At 53.4% G+C, this 17428-nt stretch carries 18 protein-coding genes; 8 read left to right on the top strand and 10 right to left on the bottom strand.

Features of this window, described 5'->3' with window-relative positions:
- The first annotated feature begins 12 nt into the window (after positions 1-12).
- The 3 genes from AACZ40_RS01375 (at position 13) to AACZ40_RS01365 (ending at position 3679) form a co-directional block, all read left to right on the top strand.
- Positions 13-1509 (top strand): hypothetical protein, encoded by a 1497-nt coding sequence (locus tag AACZ40_RS01375; protein WP_291167956.1) that lies wholly within the window; start codon positions 13-15, stop codon positions 1507-1509.
- Between the two features lie 70 nt (positions 1510-1579).
- Positions 1580-2554 carry a sugar phosphate isomerase/epimerase family protein gene (locus AACZ40_RS01370; RefSeq protein ID WP_291167958.1) on the top strand — a complete coding sequence of 325 codons (975 nt, stop codon included), beginning with the start codon at positions 1580-1582 and terminating at the stop codon, positions 2552-2554.
- Positions 2555-2557: 3 nt separating this feature from the next.
- On the top strand, positions 2558-3679 hold the full coding sequence (locus tag AACZ40_RS01365; protein WP_291167960.1) for a glycosyltransferase family 4 protein: 1122 nt from the start codon (positions 2558-2560) through the stop codon (positions 3677-3679).
- A 53-nt stretch (positions 3680-3732) separates the two neighbouring features.
- On the opposite strand, the gene AACZ40_RS01360 is transcribed toward AACZ40_RS01365, so the two are convergent.
- The 7 genes from AACZ40_RS01360 to AACZ40_RS01330 all read right to left on the bottom strand — a co-directional run bounded on the left by AACZ40_RS01360 (position 3733) and on the right by AACZ40_RS01330 (position 10563).
- Positions 3733-4137 (bottom strand): hypothetical protein, encoded by a 405-nt coding sequence (locus tag AACZ40_RS01360; protein ID WP_291167962.1) that lies wholly within the window; start codon positions 4135-4137, stop codon positions 3733-3735.
- A 148-nt stretch (positions 4138-4285) separates the two neighbouring features.
- Entirely contained in the window at positions 4286-5422 is a 1137-nt protein-coding gene (locus AACZ40_RS01355) for a hypothetical protein (RefSeq protein ID WP_291167963.1), read from the bottom strand.
- Between the two features lie 25 nt (positions 5423-5447).
- The gene (guaB, locus tag AACZ40_RS01350) at positions 5448-6932 is read right to left on the bottom strand and encodes an IMP dehydrogenase (RefSeq protein ID WP_291167964.1); all 1485 of its coding nucleotides are present in this window, start codon (positions 6930-6932) and stop codon (positions 5448-5450) included.
- Between the two features lie 111 nt (positions 6933-7043).
- Positions 7044-7964 (bottom strand): 16S rRNA (adenine(1518)-N(6)/adenine(1519)-N(6))-dimethyltransferase RsmA, encoded by a 921-nt coding sequence (gene rsmA / locus AACZ40_RS01345; RefSeq protein ID WP_291167966.1) that lies wholly within the window; start codon positions 7962-7964, stop codon positions 7044-7046.
- Positions 7951-8568: a riboflavin synthase gene (locus AACZ40_RS01340; protein ID WP_291167968.1), complete on the bottom strand. Its 618-nt coding sequence runs from the start codon at positions 8566-8568 to the stop codon at positions 7951-7953. Before AACZ40_RS01340 ends, rsmA begins: the two co-directional genes overlap by 14 nt.
- 53 nt (positions 8569-8621) lie before the next feature.
- Positions 8622-9509: a CDP-diacylglycerol--serine O-phosphatidyltransferase gene (pssA, locus tag AACZ40_RS01335; protein WP_291167970.1), complete on the bottom strand. Its 888-nt coding sequence runs from the start codon at positions 9507-9509 to the stop codon at positions 8622-8624.
- A complete protein-coding gene (locus AACZ40_RS01330; RefSeq protein WP_291167971.1) occupies positions 9493-10563 on the bottom strand; it encodes a phosphatidylserine decarboxylase in 1071 nt (356 codons plus the stop codon). The genes pssA and AACZ40_RS01330 overlap by 17 nt, the downstream gene beginning before the upstream one ends.
- 493 nt (positions 10564-11056) lie before the next feature.
- On the opposite strand from AACZ40_RS01330, the gene eno reads away from it, so the two are divergent.
- The 3 genes from eno (at position 11057) to AACZ40_RS01315 (ending at position 13848) form a co-directional block, all read left to right on the top strand.
- Complete coding sequence (gene eno / locus AACZ40_RS01325) at positions 11057-12331, top strand: phosphopyruvate hydratase (protein WP_291167973.1); 1275 nt, start codon at positions 11057-11059, stop codon at positions 12329-12331.
- 249 nt (positions 12332-12580) lie between these two features.
- Complete coding sequence (locus AACZ40_RS01320; protein ID WP_291167975.1) at positions 12581-13174, top strand: hypothetical protein; 594 nt, start codon at positions 12581-12583, stop codon at positions 13172-13174.
- Positions 13175-13662: 488 nt separating this feature from the next.
- Positions 13663-13848, top strand: coding sequence for a hypothetical protein (locus AACZ40_RS01315; RefSeq protein WP_291167976.1), 186 nt, complete (start codon positions 13663-13665; stop codon positions 13846-13848).
- Positions 13849-13878: 30 nt separating this feature from the next.
- Here AACZ40_RS01315 and AACZ40_RS01310 read toward each other — a convergent pair whose 3' ends face one another.
- Complete coding sequence (locus AACZ40_RS01310) at positions 13879-14595, bottom strand: flagellar motor protein MotB (protein ID WP_291167978.1); 717 nt, start codon at positions 14593-14595, stop codon at positions 13879-13881.
- Between the two features lie 344 nt (positions 14596-14939).
- Between AACZ40_RS01310 and AACZ40_RS01305 the strand changes: the two genes are divergently transcribed.
- Positions 14940-16127, top strand: a complete 1188-nt coding sequence (locus AACZ40_RS01305) for an HRDC domain-containing protein (RefSeq protein WP_291167980.1) — start codon at positions 14940-14942, stop codon at positions 16125-16127.
- Between the two features lie 43 nt (positions 16128-16170).
- Positions 16171-16626, top strand: a complete 456-nt coding sequence (locus AACZ40_RS01300; protein ID WP_291167982.1) for a hypothetical protein — start codon at positions 16171-16173, stop codon at positions 16624-16626.
- Positions 16627-16641: 15 nt separating this feature from the next.
- On the opposite strand, the gene AACZ40_RS01295 is transcribed toward AACZ40_RS01300, so the two are convergent.
- Complete coding sequence (locus AACZ40_RS01295) at positions 16642-16959, bottom strand: hypothetical protein (RefSeq protein ID WP_291167984.1); 318 nt, start codon at positions 16957-16959, stop codon at positions 16642-16644.
- Between the two features lie 209 nt (positions 16960-17168).
- The coding region (locus AACZ40_RS01290) for a DUF1559 domain-containing protein (RefSeq protein ID WP_339672860.1) at positions 17169-17428 on the bottom strand (260 nt) is incomplete at its 5' end.

The following is a 17428-nucleotide window of genomic DNA, read 5'->3' as shown; positions in this document are numbered from 1 at the left end:
GAGTGGAAGTTTATGAAAGTTCAGCAGTTTCTGGAACATCACGGAATCAAAGAGAATCCTTTCGGGCAGGAAGACGCGCAAAGCGATCATGTCTTCAAGGAATTCTGCCTCAATGGAACCCATCATCCGGTCTGGGACAAAATATTTTCCAATCCGACCAACCCGTCCACCTCGGTCGTATTCGGCGAAAAAGGAGCAGGCAAGACCGCCATCCGCATGCAGATGATTGAGCAATTGCAGAAGCATAATGCCAGTCATCCCGAGAATCGCGTGCTGGTAATTGAATACGATGACTTCAATCCTTTCCTGGACTGTTTCCGCGAACGCTATTCGGGCCGCAATCGACGCCCCGAACGCTTGCTTTCACACTGGCGGCTATGGGACCACATGGATGCGATTCTGTCACTCGGCGTGACACAGCTGATCGGGCAGATCATCGAACCGAACGAATCGACTGATAACAATATCAAATCCGTTTCCAAAGCGCAGGTGGCAAACCTGACACACCTGGAAAAACGCGACCTGCTCCTGCTGGCTGCGTTCTATGACAACAGCCTCGATATGCCAGCCGTTCAGCGCTGGAATCGACTGCGAAAAAAACTGAAATTCTCCTACTGGAAAACGGAATGGGAACGGGCCCTGGGTTTTCTGGTGACGATCGTGACGGTCGGTCTGGTGTTTTATCTGGGTAACTGGAAAGACTTCAGTCAGTGGTGGATCTGGTTGATCATGTTTGCCGGCTGGGCACCCTGGTTGTGGCGACAGGCGTCATTGTTCTGGAAAGCCTGGCGCGTCACACGTGAAGTGCGCGTCTTCGATCATCTGCCCAACGCGCTGCGAAAAATTCTTGCGCGGATTGAACGGCGGGAACTCGCCGGGCAACCCATTCCCTCCCGGGACCGCAGTGATGACCGCTACGAACTGCTCACCAAATTTCAGGCGATCCTCAAAAAGCTGGATTTCACCAATATCGTGATCCTGGTTGACCGGGTCGATGAACCACATCTGGTCAACGGCTCGGCAGAGCGGATGCGGGATCTGCTCTGGCCGATGTTCGATAATAAACTGCTCAAACATCCGGGCGTCGCTTTTAAGCTGCTACTCCCATCTGACGTAGTGTATTATCTGCATCGGGAAGAAAAAGAATTCTACGAGCGTTCGCGGCTGGATAAACAGAACCTGGTCACCTCGCTGGACTGGACCGGCGAGTCATTGTACGACGTTGCCTGCGATCGGGTGCGGGCCTGCGCCACAGAGCCTGGAAAGAATCCGTCCATCAAAGATCTGTTTGATGATTCGATCTCCGAACAGGAACTGATCGGTCAGTTCGCCCAGTTGCGGGTGCCCCGACATCTGTTCAAATTTCTGTATCGACTGATTGTGGATCACTGTAATCGCTATACCGTGGATAACCCCAGCTGGAAAATCAACCGGGAAACGCTGCAGAAGGTGCTCAGCCTGTTTCAGCGGGACCTGGAAGCGTTCGACCGAGGCATGGGAACAGGTTGAAAATGGTCTGCGCTTCCGGTAGCTTTAATGGATAACCAACCCGCATCAACGGCCCACCGGAATCACTCGCATGCAAACCAATCTCAATCGACGCGAAATGCTGGCAACCGCCGGCGGTCTACTGGCAGCAGGAATCGCTGCTCCCGCAACCGTGATGGCCGGGACGAGCCGTACCCGCACAGCCGCGGAACCCTTTGGCTACTGTTTCAATACCAGTACCATTCGTGGTCAGAAACTGGGAATCGTCGAACAGATTAACCTGACTTCCCAGGCCGGCTACGATTCGATTGAGCCCTGGCTGCGTGATATCGACGAGTATGTCAAGGCGGGCGGCTCCCTGTCGGATCTCAGAAAACGCATCAACGATGCCGGTCTGACCGTCGAAAGTGCCATCGGCTTTGCCCAGTGGATCGTCGACGATGAAGCTGAACGAAAACAGGGACTGGAAGTCGCCAAGCGGGACATGGACACGCTTCGCCAGATTGGGGGCATCCGCATTGCTGCCCCTCCCACCGGCGCGACAAAACAGACCGACTTGAATCTGTTCGCAGCCGCGAAACGGTACCGCGCACTACTGGAACTGGGTGACCAGATGGATGTGATTCCCCAGGTCGAGGTCTGGGGGTTTTCCAGTTCCCTCTCCAGGCTGGGCGAATCGGTGTTCGTTGCCATTGAGAGCGGGCATCCCAAAGCGTGTCTGCTGCCCGACCTTTACCACATCTACAAAGGGGGTTCCGACTTTGCCGGGCTCGGTCTGCTCAGCGGGTCTGCCGTCCAGGTCTTTCATGTGAATGACTACCCCGCCGATCCTCCTCGCGAGACGATCAACGATTCGCATCGCGTCTATCCCGGTGATGGGGTCGCGCCCCTGACCGACATTTTCCGGATGATCTTTCAGGCCGGTTTCCGCGGTACGTTATCGCTGGAGCTGTTCAACCGGGATTACTGGCAGCAGGATCCACTGGAAGTGGCCCGCATCGGACTGCAAAAGACAAAAGCAGCCGTACTGCAGGCGAAACTCGATCAACCAGGGAAAACCGGCTGAGCTGTGAAACGAATTGCCCTCCTGTTTGAATTCGGTTCGCTCAACGGCGGCGAACATTCGATGCTGGCAGTACTCTCGCGCCTGCATGCGAAGTCGTTCCTCTTCACAGCCTTCTGTCCTCCTGGAAGTCTGTTGCAGTCGGCACTGGAACAGACCGGCATTCCCTGTCATCCTGTGTTGTTTCACGATGATCAGGGGCAGCGACTGTCGCGGGAAGCGGTCGTGGAACAGATTGTCCCCCTCATTTCAGCGGGTGACTTCGATCTGCTGCATGCCAACAGTCTCTCGATGTCGCGGCTGACAGGGGCGCTCGCCGATCAGATACCGGTGCCCTGCTCAGGGCATCTGCGTGATATCATCAAGCTCAGTCGCGCAGCGAATTGCGATCTGAATCAGAATCAACGCCTGGCGGCGGTCTCTGCAGCAACACGTGAGTTTCACATCAGTCGAGGTCTTGATCCTGCCCGTGTCACCGTCTGCTATAACGGCGTCGATATCGAACGCTTTCAGCCACGACCGGCGAGCGGGGTATTGAAACAGCAACTGGGGCTGGCGCCAGAGACTCAGCTCTGTCTGACCATCGGACAGATCGGCCTGCGCAAAGGACAGGATGTTCTGGCGGAAGCGGCTTTGAAACTGGCAGAGCAGGGGGATCAGCGGACGCATTATTTACTGGTGGGAGAGCGACATTCACAAAAGCAGGAAAGCATCGAGTTTGATCAGGCGCTCCATGACGCCTTTGATCGGCCCGACTTGAAAGGCAGGCTGCATCGACTCGGATATCGCGAGGATATTCCCTGGCTCATGAACGAGGCCGACCTGCTTGTGCATCCTGCTAAACAGGAGCCCCTGGGACGGGTGCTGCTGGAGGCGATTGCCAGTGGTTTGCCCGTCGTCGCGACAGACGTGGGCGGGACAAAAGAAATCGTGACGCACACTGTCTCTGCGTTACTGGTGCCCCCCGGTGATGCCGGTTCGCTGGCAGACGCGATGTCGCGGGTATTGAACGACCCGGAGCTCGGACAGTCGCTCGCGCAGGCTGCGCGGCTGCAGTCTCTGGAACGGTTCACCAGCGAACAGGCGGCTGCACGTCTGGAAGTGTTCTGGCAGGAAGTCATCGGCTGAGTTTCCTGACTCGTTCGCTGGCTCGTTTCGGTGTCTTGTTTCAGCGGTTCATGTCAGGCGCGATCCTGGGGATGGAACTCTTCCCAGCGCTTCCAGGCGTAATCCCATTCCATCCAGAGGCGTAATACGGACCAGAGGATTCGCATTTTGCTGAGTTGGTCGGGAGGCAGTTTAGCCTGAGATTCGACGGCAGTCTGGGTGGCGGATGCCAGTCCCCAGTGGCTGGCCAGTTCCCGGCAGAGATTGTCGGCGGTGAGATCGATTTCAGCCTCTTCAGAGATAAAGCCGGCGGCATCCGCCATCACGAACAGTTCAAACAGCTGACCGCGATACGGGTCCAGTTCCAGTGGTTTGGTTTCCGCTTCTGCTTCACTGACCAGCTTTGCCACACGCTGAATGATATCGTTGGCCAGTTCACGGGAGGCAGAAGAAACATTGTTGGCTGAGTCACGAGACATGGTACTGAAAATCACTCTCAAAAGCGCAGACTGGTGGGGACAAAAAACAAAAACACACCCTGGTCCTGTGGATCAAGGTGTGTTTAGAGAATATCGAATTTGTCATCATTCAGCAACTACCACTTGCCTGCGAATCCCCTCTCTGAGCTTAAGGAAGCAGGAAAATCAGGCCGGTTGCTGTAAGTCCTTCTGTAACTGCTGCTTTGGTATTCCAGGGAATTCCATTGATGCGTTTCGGAATGTTGTCTTCACCCGGACGATAATATCCCAGAGGATAGATGTCTTTTCTGACCGGGTCGATGCTCATCTGGTAAGGCAGCGCGAGCAGCTGACCGGTGAACCGACCCATGGAAACAAAGGGCTGTATCAGATCCCGTCGTGAATAACCATAGCGTTCCAGTTTGGGATCTTCGAAGTAAAGCGGGTTATAATGGATGTCCGAAGCTTCCCAGGTATAAATGCTTTCTGTGAAGTTCCGGCCTGAATAGGGTTCGTGGCTCAATTGAAATTCGCGGGGACAGGCGAGAATGTGTTCCCCTTCTTCATCGGTCGTTTTACAGGGTTTGCCATCCGGTCGCGGGCACAGGTTGCGACACGGTTCATTTTTGGCAATTTCCGGATCAGGTTCATAGTCAAAGAACGGATTGATGCCGGCAATTTTTTTCAGCAAGTGTGGCGTTTCGTCTTCCAGAAAATCCGGAGAATTGGGATCCAGGCCTGGTACGGGTTCAGCGGGTTCATAAGATTTTTGACTGCTGATGTAAGCCGAACCGGTTGTCACCGTGTCCGGGAAAACCGGAACAATCTGCTGAGGCTGGCTGACAGGCGCCGGTCCTTTGAATTCCAGATTTTTCGCCGTTGTCGCCGGTGCTGCCGGGTTCTGTTCCAGGCCGATTGTCTTGTATGGTTTCACACCCGGCTCGGCGGGGGCACTGACTGGTGTGCTGAAGCCGGTTCCATTGCTGGCAGGGGGAGTGTTTTTGAGGGTCGCTGTGACAGCCGGTGTTTCCGGCATATCATCGGGGATCTGGCGGAATACAGGAACCTGTTCCAGTTCATCATTGTTTCGAGTGGTCTTGCGCTGCTCGCGCCGGTCTTTGCGTTCCTGTTTTTTCAGATCGCGTTTGTTCTCTTTCGCCAGCGATTCCCAGCGTTGTTCGGGAGAGCGGGTTTTGAGCTCTTCCCAGGTCTGTGCGGTCGAGCTGGACTGGGACAGGAACGGATCGGTGGATGTCGCAGGCTCACCAGCAAATGAGAAAGGGCATGCTCCCAGCGCGAGCGCCATGGTTAACAGACACCGCAGGCGGCGACTATTCCATGGGCGAATGTTCGGCTGTGTAATTTGGTGCTTCTTGTGTAACTGCAATATCATGCGGATGGTTCTCCCTGACCGTTGCTGCTGAGACCTGGATGAATCGAGCCTCGGTACGCATTTCCGCGATAGACTGGACACCCAGATAACCCATGCCGGCCCGTAGTCCTCCTACAAGCTGATAGAGCAGATTTTGCAATGGGCCTTTATAGGGCACACGACCTTCCACTCCTTCCGGAACGAGTTTTTTAGCAGTGTCCTTTCCATCTTGATTAATTGAACTTTGACGGTAGCGTTCGCTGCTACCTTTAACCATTGCTCCCATCGATCCCATACCGCGATAACGCTTGAAACTGCGCCCCTGGTATAAAATCAATTCGCCCGGACTCTCATCCAGACCTGCGAGCAAACCTCCCAACATTACCGTATGGGCACCCGCTGCCAGTGCCTTGGCAATATCTCCACTGTAACGAATGCCTCCATCGGCGATGACCGGAACTCCCGACCCCTGTAATGCCTTGGCAGCATTTGAGATCGCCGTTAACTGCGGCACACCGACGCCGGAAATAATTCGTGTTGTACAGATTGAACCAGGACCGATGCCGACCTTGACGGCATCTGCACCTGCATCTGCCAGATCGCGGGCACCCTGTTCTGTCGCCACATTACCGGCGACTACATCGATGTCCCATCGTTTTTTGATTTCTCTCACGGTCTGTATCACATTGCCTGAATGGCCATGTGCACTGTCAACAACCAGGAGATCAACCCCTTTTTCAATCAGTAAAGCGGCTCGTTCGTAATCGTGGACACCAACGGCAGCTCCCACTCGCAGCCGGCCTCGTGAATCTTTGGAGGCCAGAGGGAACTGCATCGTCTTGTCGATGTCTTTGATTGTTATAAGCCCCTTCAGTTGATAATTTTCGTCAACCAGCAGAAGTTTCTCGACCTTATTTTCCAATAATATCCGCTGAGCCGCTTCAAGCGTTGTATCTTCTTTAGCCGTTACAAGCTTGTCTTTCGTCATAATCTCCGAAATTGACTTGTCGGGCGTGTCAAAAAATCGTAAGTCCCTACTCGTTAAAATTCCTACAAGCTTCCCATTTTTCGTGACAGGGACCCCGCCGATATTCCTGCGCTTCATGATTTCGGCGGCTTCGGCGACCGTGGCTTCCGGGGGCAGGGTCACAGGATCGACAATCACGCCGTGCTCACTCCGTTTCACGACATCCACCAGCATCGCCTGCTGATCGGCGGGCATATTCTTGTGAATAATGCCGATGCCCCCCTCCTGGGCCATCCCGATTGCCATATCACTTTCCGTCACGGTATCCATGGGACTGCTGATGATGGGAACATTCAGAGGAATATTTCTGGTAAGCTGAGTGGCTACACTGACTTCCGATGGCATTACTTCACTGTATGCGGGTTGCAGTAAGACGTCATCAAAGGTTATTCCCTGACAGATAATGCGATCTTCCATTGTTCCTCTCCTTCACGCGACACTTGAATGTTTTTGCTGTTGATCTGTGATTTATTTTAAAGTTTTTATGATGAACGCATTTTAGACACGGACTGGGAGGCTGGCAATTTGTTACCGGTTTGCCTGCAGTGCGATCTGTTCCTGAAACGAGTTCGACAGTTCGATCAATTCGGGGATACTTAATTCTTCCGCCCGTGCTTTTTCTTTATCAATCCCGTGTGACAGTAATAATGAATCCACGTCCGCCTTGGGTAATTGTTTGCTGTACATCCCTACCAGGGTACTTCGCATCAGTTTGCGGCGGTGCTGAAAAACCCGGCGGAGAAAGTCCTGGAAGAAGACCCGGTCGCCAATCTGCTGTTTGAGTGGTGGATTGGGTGTGAGCTGGACGATGGCCGAATCGACCTTGGGGCGCGGCCAGAAGACGGTGGGCCCCAGTTTCTTCAGCAGTTTCACAAAACACTGCGACTGCAGCCAGACCGACAAGGCACCGTAATTCGAACTCGACGGTTTACACGACATTTTCAACCCGAGTTCGTACTGGATCGTCACGACCATGCGATTCCAGGGCAGATCGGAGGCCACGATATTTGAGATGATCGGCGTTGCGACGTTGTAAGGCAGGTTCGCAACCAGCTTAAGCTGGCTGCCCGGATGCGCTGCGAGTTGTGCCGCGATTTCGTCGAGCACGATGGGGGACATCCGGTTTTTGTTTTTTAAGGCATCACAGTTCAGCAGCGTGATGTTATCGTATTTCCGGGTCGCTTCCTGTGCCAGCGTATGCATGTTGCGGTCGTATTCGACGGTGATCACATGCGCCGCCTGCTGGGCCATGAAGGTGGTCATGCCACCGGTGCCGGTTCCCACTTCGAGGACAATATCGGTCGGCTGGATATGCCCATGTTCCACGACGTATTCGATGATATTCAGATCGATCAGAAAGTTCTGGCCCAGATCAGAGCGCGGGTTAAAGCCATGCCGCTCAAAAAGCTGCATTAAATAAGATCGAGTCTGCCTTTCATCTTCTTTCATTGAAACCATCTGATGTTATGGGAATCAGTTTCTGTACATACTTCCCGAGGATATCCGTTTCGATATTCACAACGCTGCCCACCTGCTTCTGGCCCAGGGTGGTTACCTCCAGCGTATGCGGTATCAAGGCGATACTGAATGCCGCCGGCTGGCTGTCCACAATCGTCAGGCTGATCCCGTCAATCGTGACCGACCCTTTTGCGACCATCTGCAGGGCTAATGCTTCCGGCACATCGAACCACATTGTGATCCACTCCCCATCCCTGTCGATCGATTTGATCGTCGCCACGCCATCCACGTGACCCTGGACAAAATGCCCGCCCAGTCGGCCGTTGGCTGCCAGGGGGCGTTCCAGGTTGACCTCGTTACCCGGTGCCAGCAGACCCAAGTTGGTCCTGGCAAGGGTTTCCGCACCTGCCTGAAATTTCAGGAAGCCGACTTCGATTTCAACAACCGTCAGGCAGCATCCGTTGATGGCCACACTGTCTCCCAGGTGGGCATCAATCGTCATCCATTCCGGAATCGCAAGCGTTAAATCGATGGCGGAGCCGTTCTTCTCCAGAAGATGAACGGTACCTCGACCCTCGACCAGTCCCGTAAACATCGGCGACAGTACCTTCAAGGTTCGATTGTTAAGGAGTTAAACGTGCCAGTTTCTCAAATTTGTTTTGATTTGTATAGTCGTCCAGAGACAACTTCTTCCCAAAAAGCACGAATTGGAGACGAAAACGCGAAATAACAGAACAGGACCGGGATGGCCAGTTCCTGAACCAGAAACACCAGCGCCATGGAAAACACGAGTTGCAATACATGGCGACGGCTGCGTTGCCCCCTGAACAATTGATTAAACACATGCGAATAATGAATCCGCGAGACCATTAACGCTGCGACAGCCAGGGTGATCCAGGGGAGTGTCCAGACGACCGCTGGAATCAGCCAGTCCGCGATCGTTTTTGCCAGTGATGCCTGGTCTGTCTCCGCCAGTTTGTAAACCCCCCGCATGGCGATGGGAAAGGAAGCGACAACGCCGGCTGCCGCCGGTGAAGGGAGTCCGCTGAATCCTTCGTGGGTATCTTCTTCATCGGTTTCCACATTGAAACGGGCCAGTCTCAGGATGGTACAGACGGCAAACAACAGGGCGATGACCCATAATAAGCGGGGGTGGTACTGCGTGCGGAACTGCACCATCTGCAGCATCAGAAAGGCCGGTGCGATTCCAAAACTGATCGCGTCGCACAGGCTGTCGAGTTGGGCGCCGAATTCACTGGTCTGATTGGCCCAGCGGGCAGCGCTGCCATCGAGGGCATCAAAGAGCATGGCGACAAAGATCAGGACGGCAGCGACAAACAGGTGTTGATTTTCAAATGAATTAAACAGGCCCGGTGAAGTACCCAGCATGCGGGTCAATCCACCGCTGTTGGCTGCCTGCCCCAGATATTCCGGACCGACCTTCGCGGCATAGGTGATGGCACCAAATCCGCAGGCGGCATTTCCCAGCGTCAGCAATGTCGGAAGCACGGCGATCAGTTTACGCTTTTTCTTCATCGGATGCCTCCGCCGCTGGTGTCACACTCTCCGAGTCAGCCTTGTATTTTGCCAGAATTGTCGAACCCGCGAGTAGCTTGTCACCCGGCTTTGACAGAATTTCCAGCCCCGGTTCGCGGGGAAACACGATCACCGTTCTTGAGCCCAGCTTAATCATACCGAACTGCTGACCCCTGGTTAATTCATCCCCCGGTTTAATACGGCAGACAATGCGCCGGGCGATCGCGCCGGTGATCTGCTGCACCAGCATGGGGCGGTTCGTCGGTTCCGGCATCTGCAGGTAGACTTCCAGACGCTCGTTCTCGCGCGTGGATTCGGGGCGCAACGCGTTCAGACATTTGCCCGGCCGGTAAGCGAGTTTGATAATTTTTCCGGCGACCGGTGTGCGATTGATGTGTACGTTAAAAATGGAGAGAAAAATGCCGATCTCAATCGCCGGACCGCCAATGTATTCATGATGTTCAATTTCTTCGATCGTATCCAGGGTCCCGTCAGCGGGTGAGACGACGACTCCTGGTTCGGTCGGAATCTTCCGATTCGGATTACGAAAGAACCAGACGATTTCCAGACCCAGCAGTAACAGGGTCAGCGTCAGCAACCAGCCGAAGTTCGCGATGTATCCCGCTGCCCCGGTCACCAGCAACAATCCAGTCGTCAGAGCTGCACCGCCGAAGAACAGGGTGGAAAGCACGATCAGTTCCGCCAGTCCTTCCCGGGCGAATGGGAGTCGGCTGCGATAAGCAAACGGATCGTCTGCCGGATCCCAGTAATACCCGCCCTGGTTTTCATGGTACTTCAGATCACGGGGATCGAGTACCTCATGCGGACAGGGATTGAAATCACCTTTTCGCTTGCTCTGCATCTTCTGCACGTAGCCCCGGCGGAACGTCTTCAGCCAGAACCGGCGCCAGCGCCCCCAGAGCATCTCGAGGTTGATAATAATCCCGCCACCCGGCTGGATCGTGGTCAACTGAGGGTCCATGGCTTCCACGTTCAAGCGGGGGTAGGACGTGCCAGATTTCTGTGAATGATTATGTTGTGAAGTGGAACTCATCGGAAAACGGTTTCAAACAAGGCGGAATTTAATAGCGATTTATATTCGATTTATATTAAGGAGACAGACCGGATTTCAGTCTGTCACCGGAACAGAACAGTCTAACAAGATTCATAACCCCTGACGAGATTCGGGATTCCACCACGGGGCGAATAATCGGTAATCTTCGGTCCCAAATCCTCGAATCCAAAAAAACTGTCCAGTCTGACAGCATTCCGCGGCAATACGCGTCTGTCGGAAAGCTATTCAATTCAAGGGTTTTCGTCGTTTAAACAGCGTCCTTTGCTCGGGGGTGCTCTCACGGGATCTACGGGAAGCGTCACCTTGCCGGTCCTCGAAAGATTCATACAATCTAAACCCAGTCATTTGAGCTTAACCCCTGTTTCTGCTAAAAAGATGCTTCTTTGAGCGCACTTGTATCGAACAATGTTGATGTGTATCACACTCAGCTGCTCGAGTTCATTTCATAGAAGTCTTTGAGGAAACACAAACGATGAGTATTGCCATTAGTTCCGTTCATGCCCGTGAAATTCTTGACAGCCGCGGGAATCCCACTGTGGAAGTGGATATCGAACTGGAAGACGGAACTGTCGGACGTGCCGCTGTACCCAGTGGTGCCAGCACAGGGATGCATGAAGCCTGTGAACTGCGTGATGCAGATAAGAAAGATCGCTTTCTGGGCAAAGGGGTTCAGCAGGCTGTTGAAAACGTGAACACCGAGATCGCCGATGTCTTGGTCGACCTGGATGTCAGCGATCAGCTGCTCATCGACCGTGTGATGCTGGACCTGGATGGCACGGAAAATAAATCTCGCCTGGGTGCGAATGCGATCCTGGCCTGTTCGCTGGCTGCAGCCCATGCAGCGGCACACGCTTCTGATCTGCCACTGTTTCGCTACTTGGGTGGCGTGGGTGCGAACCGCCTGCCTGCCCCGATGATGAACATCATCAACGGTGGTGAGCATGCCAGCAACGGGATCGACCTGCAGGAATTCATGGTGATGCCTCTGGGCTTCGACAACTTCAGTGATTCACTGCGTTGCGGCACCGAAATTTTCCATTCACTCAAGAAAGTCCTCTCTTCCAAAGGTCTGAGTACTGCCGTTGGTGACGAAGGAGGATTTGCTCCTGATCTGCCTAACAGTGAAGACGCCATTGATGTCATTCTGACGGCGATTGAAAACGCAGGCTACAAAGCCGGCGATCAGGTGAAGATCGCCCTGGATGCCGCTTCCACCGAGTTCTTTAACTCCAAAACCGGCATCTATACCGTCGAAGGTCGCGAGTTCGATTCTGCCGGCATGGTTGATTTCCTCGCCTCCTGGGTTGATAAATATCCGATCTGCTCCATCGAAGACGGTCTGGCTGAAGATGACTGGGATGGCTGGAAACTGTTGACCGAGCGTCTGGGTAATAAAGTCCAACTGGTGGGCGACGACCTGTTTGTCACCAATCCCAAACGTCTGCAGCGGGGGATTGATGAAGGCATCGCCAACAGCATCCTGGTGAAAGTCAACCAGATTGGTACGCTCTCCGAAACCATCGAAGCCGTTCAACTGGCAGGACGCAATGGTTACACCGCCGTGATGAGTCATCGTTCCGGCGAAACCGAAGACACCACCATCGCCGACCTCGCCGTTGCACTCTGCACAGGTCAGATCAAAACCGGTTCTGCCAGCCGAACCGACCGGATCTGCAAATACAACCAGTTGCTCCGCATCGAAGAAATCCTCGGTACCGAAGCAACCTTTGGTGGCACGATCTCCTGATCGCTACTGCAAAGTCGAATAAAAATCACTCCTCTCTGGTTCACTTCAGAGGGGAGTTTTTTTGCGCCCGTATATTCTGCCCGATGACTCAAGCCTGGCTTGCCAACCGTTAGAAAGGGAGCAGTCTGGATAACCCGTACTGTTTTACAGCGCATGAAGAAGGCTGTGTGTCGTGGTCGATTTTGATTAAAGAGAATGACGGTGTTGTTTTCCTGCAGTTTTTCCCTGTTGAAATCGGGCGTGCTTATTGTGTCAGTCAATCAGAATCAGAATGAAGAATCCCGCCTGGGCTGGATGATCTCGCTGACATTCTGGATCCTGTTATTCATTGCAGCCAGCCTGTTTGCGGCGGTGGTTCTGGCGCCCCGCTACCTGTCTTATCTGAACTTGCGCAATGAGTATCTGACTAACCAGGTGCAATTGGTTTCGCTGGAAAATCAGGTGGAATACCTGAAAGAGATCGCGCATTCGCTGGAGAATGACCCGGAGTTCCGTTCTGAAGTGGCCCGCATCGACTTTGATGCCGCCAGTCCCGGGGAAGAACGCATTGCCGTCGAGCCGGATCATGCCCTGGATGTTCCCGAGTGGAATCCCCATCTCAAAGCGTCTGTCACCAGTCGCGCCTGGTATATTCCCATGCTGGGGGTACTCAGCGAAAATCAGAAAGTGCGTTCTTCCATCCTGTTGACGGCGGCGGTGATCATCGTTTTGGCATTTACCTTTCTGCACGAGTCCCAGACGCCTCAGCTGGAAACCGTTACCAGGTCGACGCGAAATCTGTTTTCGGTACTGCTTTCACGCTATCGGGTCAGTGACGAAGACCCGGAAGAAGAAGAATGCTGATTGTACTGATTTTGAGCGTCGCGCCGGGTTGCAGGGTTCCGTTTGATTATGCGGCGTAGTCTCTTATTTGTGGTCCTGACCATTCTTCTCAACAACCATGTTCTTCGGGTTGTGTCTGCAATAGCTGCCTGCCGCGGGAATCTCACTGAATGCCGATGAACGAAAACAAAATCATTCTGGCTGATGTAAGATTCCAGACGATCTGATTAGTAGTCACATTTAAGCCTGTGTCCAGGTTTGCTGCAGCGTCTATCGGTTTCTTGAAACCGGGACCATCCAGATCAGGACGCGCCTGGAAATGGGGCGTGCATCAGAAGATTCATCAAAGAGGATAGCGCAGTATGATCAAGGAGTTGGACAGTACGATCTCTCTGGTTAAAGAATTGAGATTGCGGAGCTGGGCCCGGACACATTATGTCTCAGCCGAACAGCGGAAAGAAACTTGGAATCCTGTCGTGTTAGATGAAATGAAGATAAAGGATCAGGAAATGTCTGAATCAGAAGAGAACAGTATGGACGCCCGCGTTACATCGATGTTCGTACCCCTGGCTCCTGCTGTCAACAGACGCCTGGATGAAGCCCACATCGAAGCTTCCGCACCGCATATCATCAAAATGCACGACGCAGCCACCCGCCGTCGCGCATACCAGGTCGAAGATCTGATGGCAGAGTAAAACTTTCAGGACACAGCCTTGTATTGACTGTTACTTTCTGGGGCCGACATAATCGTTCACGAAAGCATCCAGGAGTAACACATCCAGGCGATCCATCTGCTCCGACTTTTCATCACCGGTCTGCAATGGTGGTTCATAGTCGGCAGCGGAGGTAATGCGAATCCGTTTCGGTTCGATGCCTTTCTGGATCAGGTACATCATCACGTTCCGCCCCCGCTGATAGGTCAGAACCAGCTTGTCATGAATCGGCGAGTCAGCGGGCAACGGTTTGACTGAGGTATGCGAGCGGAGTTCGATTTTGTTCGGTTTCCCGGCCAGTTCAGGGATCATCTGGTCCAGTTTTTCCCGGCGTGCGGGATCCAGATCGATGTCGATCTGGTTGTAATACAGGGTACGTCCCACCTGTACGGGTACCCCTTCACGCGTCCGGTAAACGCGCACATCCTTGCCTTCCAGGGAACGGGTTTTGATTCCCCCGCGACCACGATCGGGGCTGTCTGTGTAGGCTCCCAGCATACTCATTTGTTCCACCAGCGAGTTCATCGGGAAATACTTTCCCGGCGGTGAGATCGGACCGGTCCGATATCCCGTGTAGGTCTGAATGGATTCCAGGATGGCCCGGTATTTTTCATCATTCACGATTTCACTCAATGAAACCAGCATGATGAAGAAGGTGAGCAACAGTGACATCATATCACCGTAAGTCACCACCCACTCCGGGACTCCCGGTGGGGCCTCGTCTTCCATGACAGTCTGCTCCTGGAGCGGCTTTTTAAAGTAGGTTAACAATCGGCAGATTCTGCCGCTCAGATTTGAGCCACAGGATCTTCTATAAACAGAATCGACAGAGCAGGCGGCGAAACTTATACGGTTTTTTTCAATCCTGTCGACTTCAACGGGTTTTTAATCCCTGTGAACGCCCCTTTCAGGAGGCTGACAATAACTGACACCGGCACAAAATGTGCCTGAGTTCATTGACGAATCCGATAAATATCTACAACATTAGGGTTTAAGCGGGAACAGGCAAGTCGGCGCAGTCAAGTCAGACGAAGTTCTGAGCTTCGGGTCAAAGAAAAGGAAGTGGTTAAAGGATGTCGAGCCCCCTCATCGTGCAGCAGTCCGAGTTTATCGCGTTATGTGATCAAATCCTGGACGCGGGCATCGTCGCATTCGATACCGAATTTGTTTCAGAGTTCACCTATCGGCCGGAACTGTCCCTGTTGCAGTTTGCCGTCAATGGCCAGGCTGTTGCCGTTGATCCTTATGAAATCGATGATTTATCTCCCTGGTGGGATATCATGACGAACGATACCACAACCGTCGTCGTACACGGCGGTCGTGAAGAGGTTCGATTTTGTCGTCATTTTTCCGGGAAAAAACCTCAACAACTGATCGATCTGCAGATCGCCGAAGGCCTGCGTTCCCGCAGCTTTCCCATTTCGTATACCGCACTGGTGGCGCGTGTGCTGAATGAAAAAGCAGGTAGTAAAGAGACCCGCACCGACTGGCGTCGTCGTCCGCTCACTCAGCAACAGATCAAATATGCTCTGGATGACGTCAAGTTCGTGCTCAAGATCTGGAAAATTCAGGAAAAAGAATTGATCGAACTGGGTCGACTCGACTGGGCTGAAGCCGAGTTTCAACGCATGATTGACGAGGTCGATTCTGAATTCCATCGGGAAAACTGGCGCCGTGTTTCCGGTTTGCACAAGTTGAAACCGCGCGAGCTGGCCATTGTGCGTGAACTGTTTGACTGGCGGGATGAAGTGGCTCAGGAAAAGAACCAGCCGGCACGGAGGATTCTCCGTGATGACCTCCTGATTGAACTCGCACGTCGCAAACCGGCCACCCCCCAGGATCTGACGGCCACACGTGATCTGAACCGCAAGAATATGTTCAAGCTGGCACCCGAAGTGGTACAGCGGATCGCCAAAGCACAACAGACGCCCAGCGATCAGCTGCCTCAACTCACGGAAAACCCCAATACCCAACAGAACCAGGATGAACAGGTGATTGGCAAGCTGCTGGGAATCGCTCTGGCCAATCGCTGTGCCGAAATGAATGTCTCCCAGACGCTCGTGGGAACTGCCGCCGACTTAAGACACCTGGTTCGCTACCATGTCTACAAAGAAATCTCAGAGGAACGTCCCCGCCTGATGGCCGGTTGGCGAGCCGACGTCTGTGGCGATTTGTTAACCGATGTTCTCGACGGGAAAATCTCGATGCGGGTGGCAGATCCGGAATCCGATCACCCTCTGCATTTCGAACGACTCAGCTGACACTCAGAAATCAGGTCTCCGATTCAAAACAGGGAGGTTTCAGATGAAGTCTGTAACAGCGATGGCAGCGCTCCTGCTGTGGGCCGTTGTGAGTACCGCAGCAGAACCGGCACCCGAGGAAGACTATGAAGCAGTAGCCGGTATCTGGGTCCGCAACGATCAGGATGCAAAAGGCTCTCCGCTGCGCATCGAACAAGAACTCACCCGCGATCTCTCAAAAGTGACTGTCTACGACAGGCTGGGCCGTCGCGTTCACCAGCATCAGGCAAAGTATCGCCTGCAGCGCATGAGCGACGCCAACCTCTTTATCTATTACGATCTTGAAGTTCTGAAAGGCCCGAATAAAGGCAAAAAATCACCGGCGCCGCAGTCGTTCATTTATCGCATCAAGGAGGACCGGTTTATTCAGGTGGAAGGTGTTCTTGAAGGCGACAAATTATCTCCGCGGCTGATGATCTGGTGGAAGAACAAACCGGCAGCGTCCCCCCGTGAGGGTTGACGATTCGCAGATGCGTTATTCTAAATCTGCGATGATTTTGGCGGCCAGCGTTTTCCGGTCTTCCGGCTTACCGGCTTTCATCAGTGCATTATAGTCTTTCTCAACGGCAGCGGCTTTTTCGGGCGCCTGTTTCTGCAGTTCTTCAAAGTCCGAGCGCAGTACATCCAGCCCGCTGCCCCCCTCGCCGGTATCAACGACAACCTGCAGATTCGATTTGAAGGAAGAGATGATAGCCGCGGAAGTTGGAACTTCAGGTTCTGCTTCGCCGGAACAGCCAGTCATTACAGGTAAAATCAACGCCAGACCAGTCAGGAGCGCAAAGAGTGATTTCATATAGCTTGCTTTCAAATAAATAGGGGAGGTATCCGCCACCTGTGGAAAAACAGCATGAGAGTCGAAACTCCCATGCTGCTCATATCTCAAAAATCTTTTAACATCTGATAGAACGGTCTGGAACACGTCGCATTTCACCAGAGCGTGTCCCAATCTATTAGACTCGCTCCCAATGACCCGGGAGACGCTTGAGTAAAACTGGACTCAGTTTAGAATTCACCCAGAACGTTTCCGTCCTGAATGCCGCCCAGGTTCTGCCAGGTGGTATTGTCAATGTTGTCACTGATAAATCGCGTGGCGCCATCGCCCATCAGAATATGCACACCACCGGCGTGACGACTGCGGGCAGGAAACAGTCCAGGGGCATCGTTCGTACCACAACTGGAACAGGTCACACAGTTAGGATACTCGGAGTTCGGGTTGAGCAGTGTATTGAACACGGTCAGACCGCCGTTACCGTAAACCCAGT

This window comes from uncultured Gimesia sp. (genome assembly GCF_963972345.1).
In the GTDB taxonomy this organism is placed as follows: Bacteria; Planctomycetota; Planctomycetia; order Planctomycetales; family Planctomycetaceae; genus Gimesia.
This window is presented reverse-complemented; position numbering and strand designations above follow the sequence as displayed.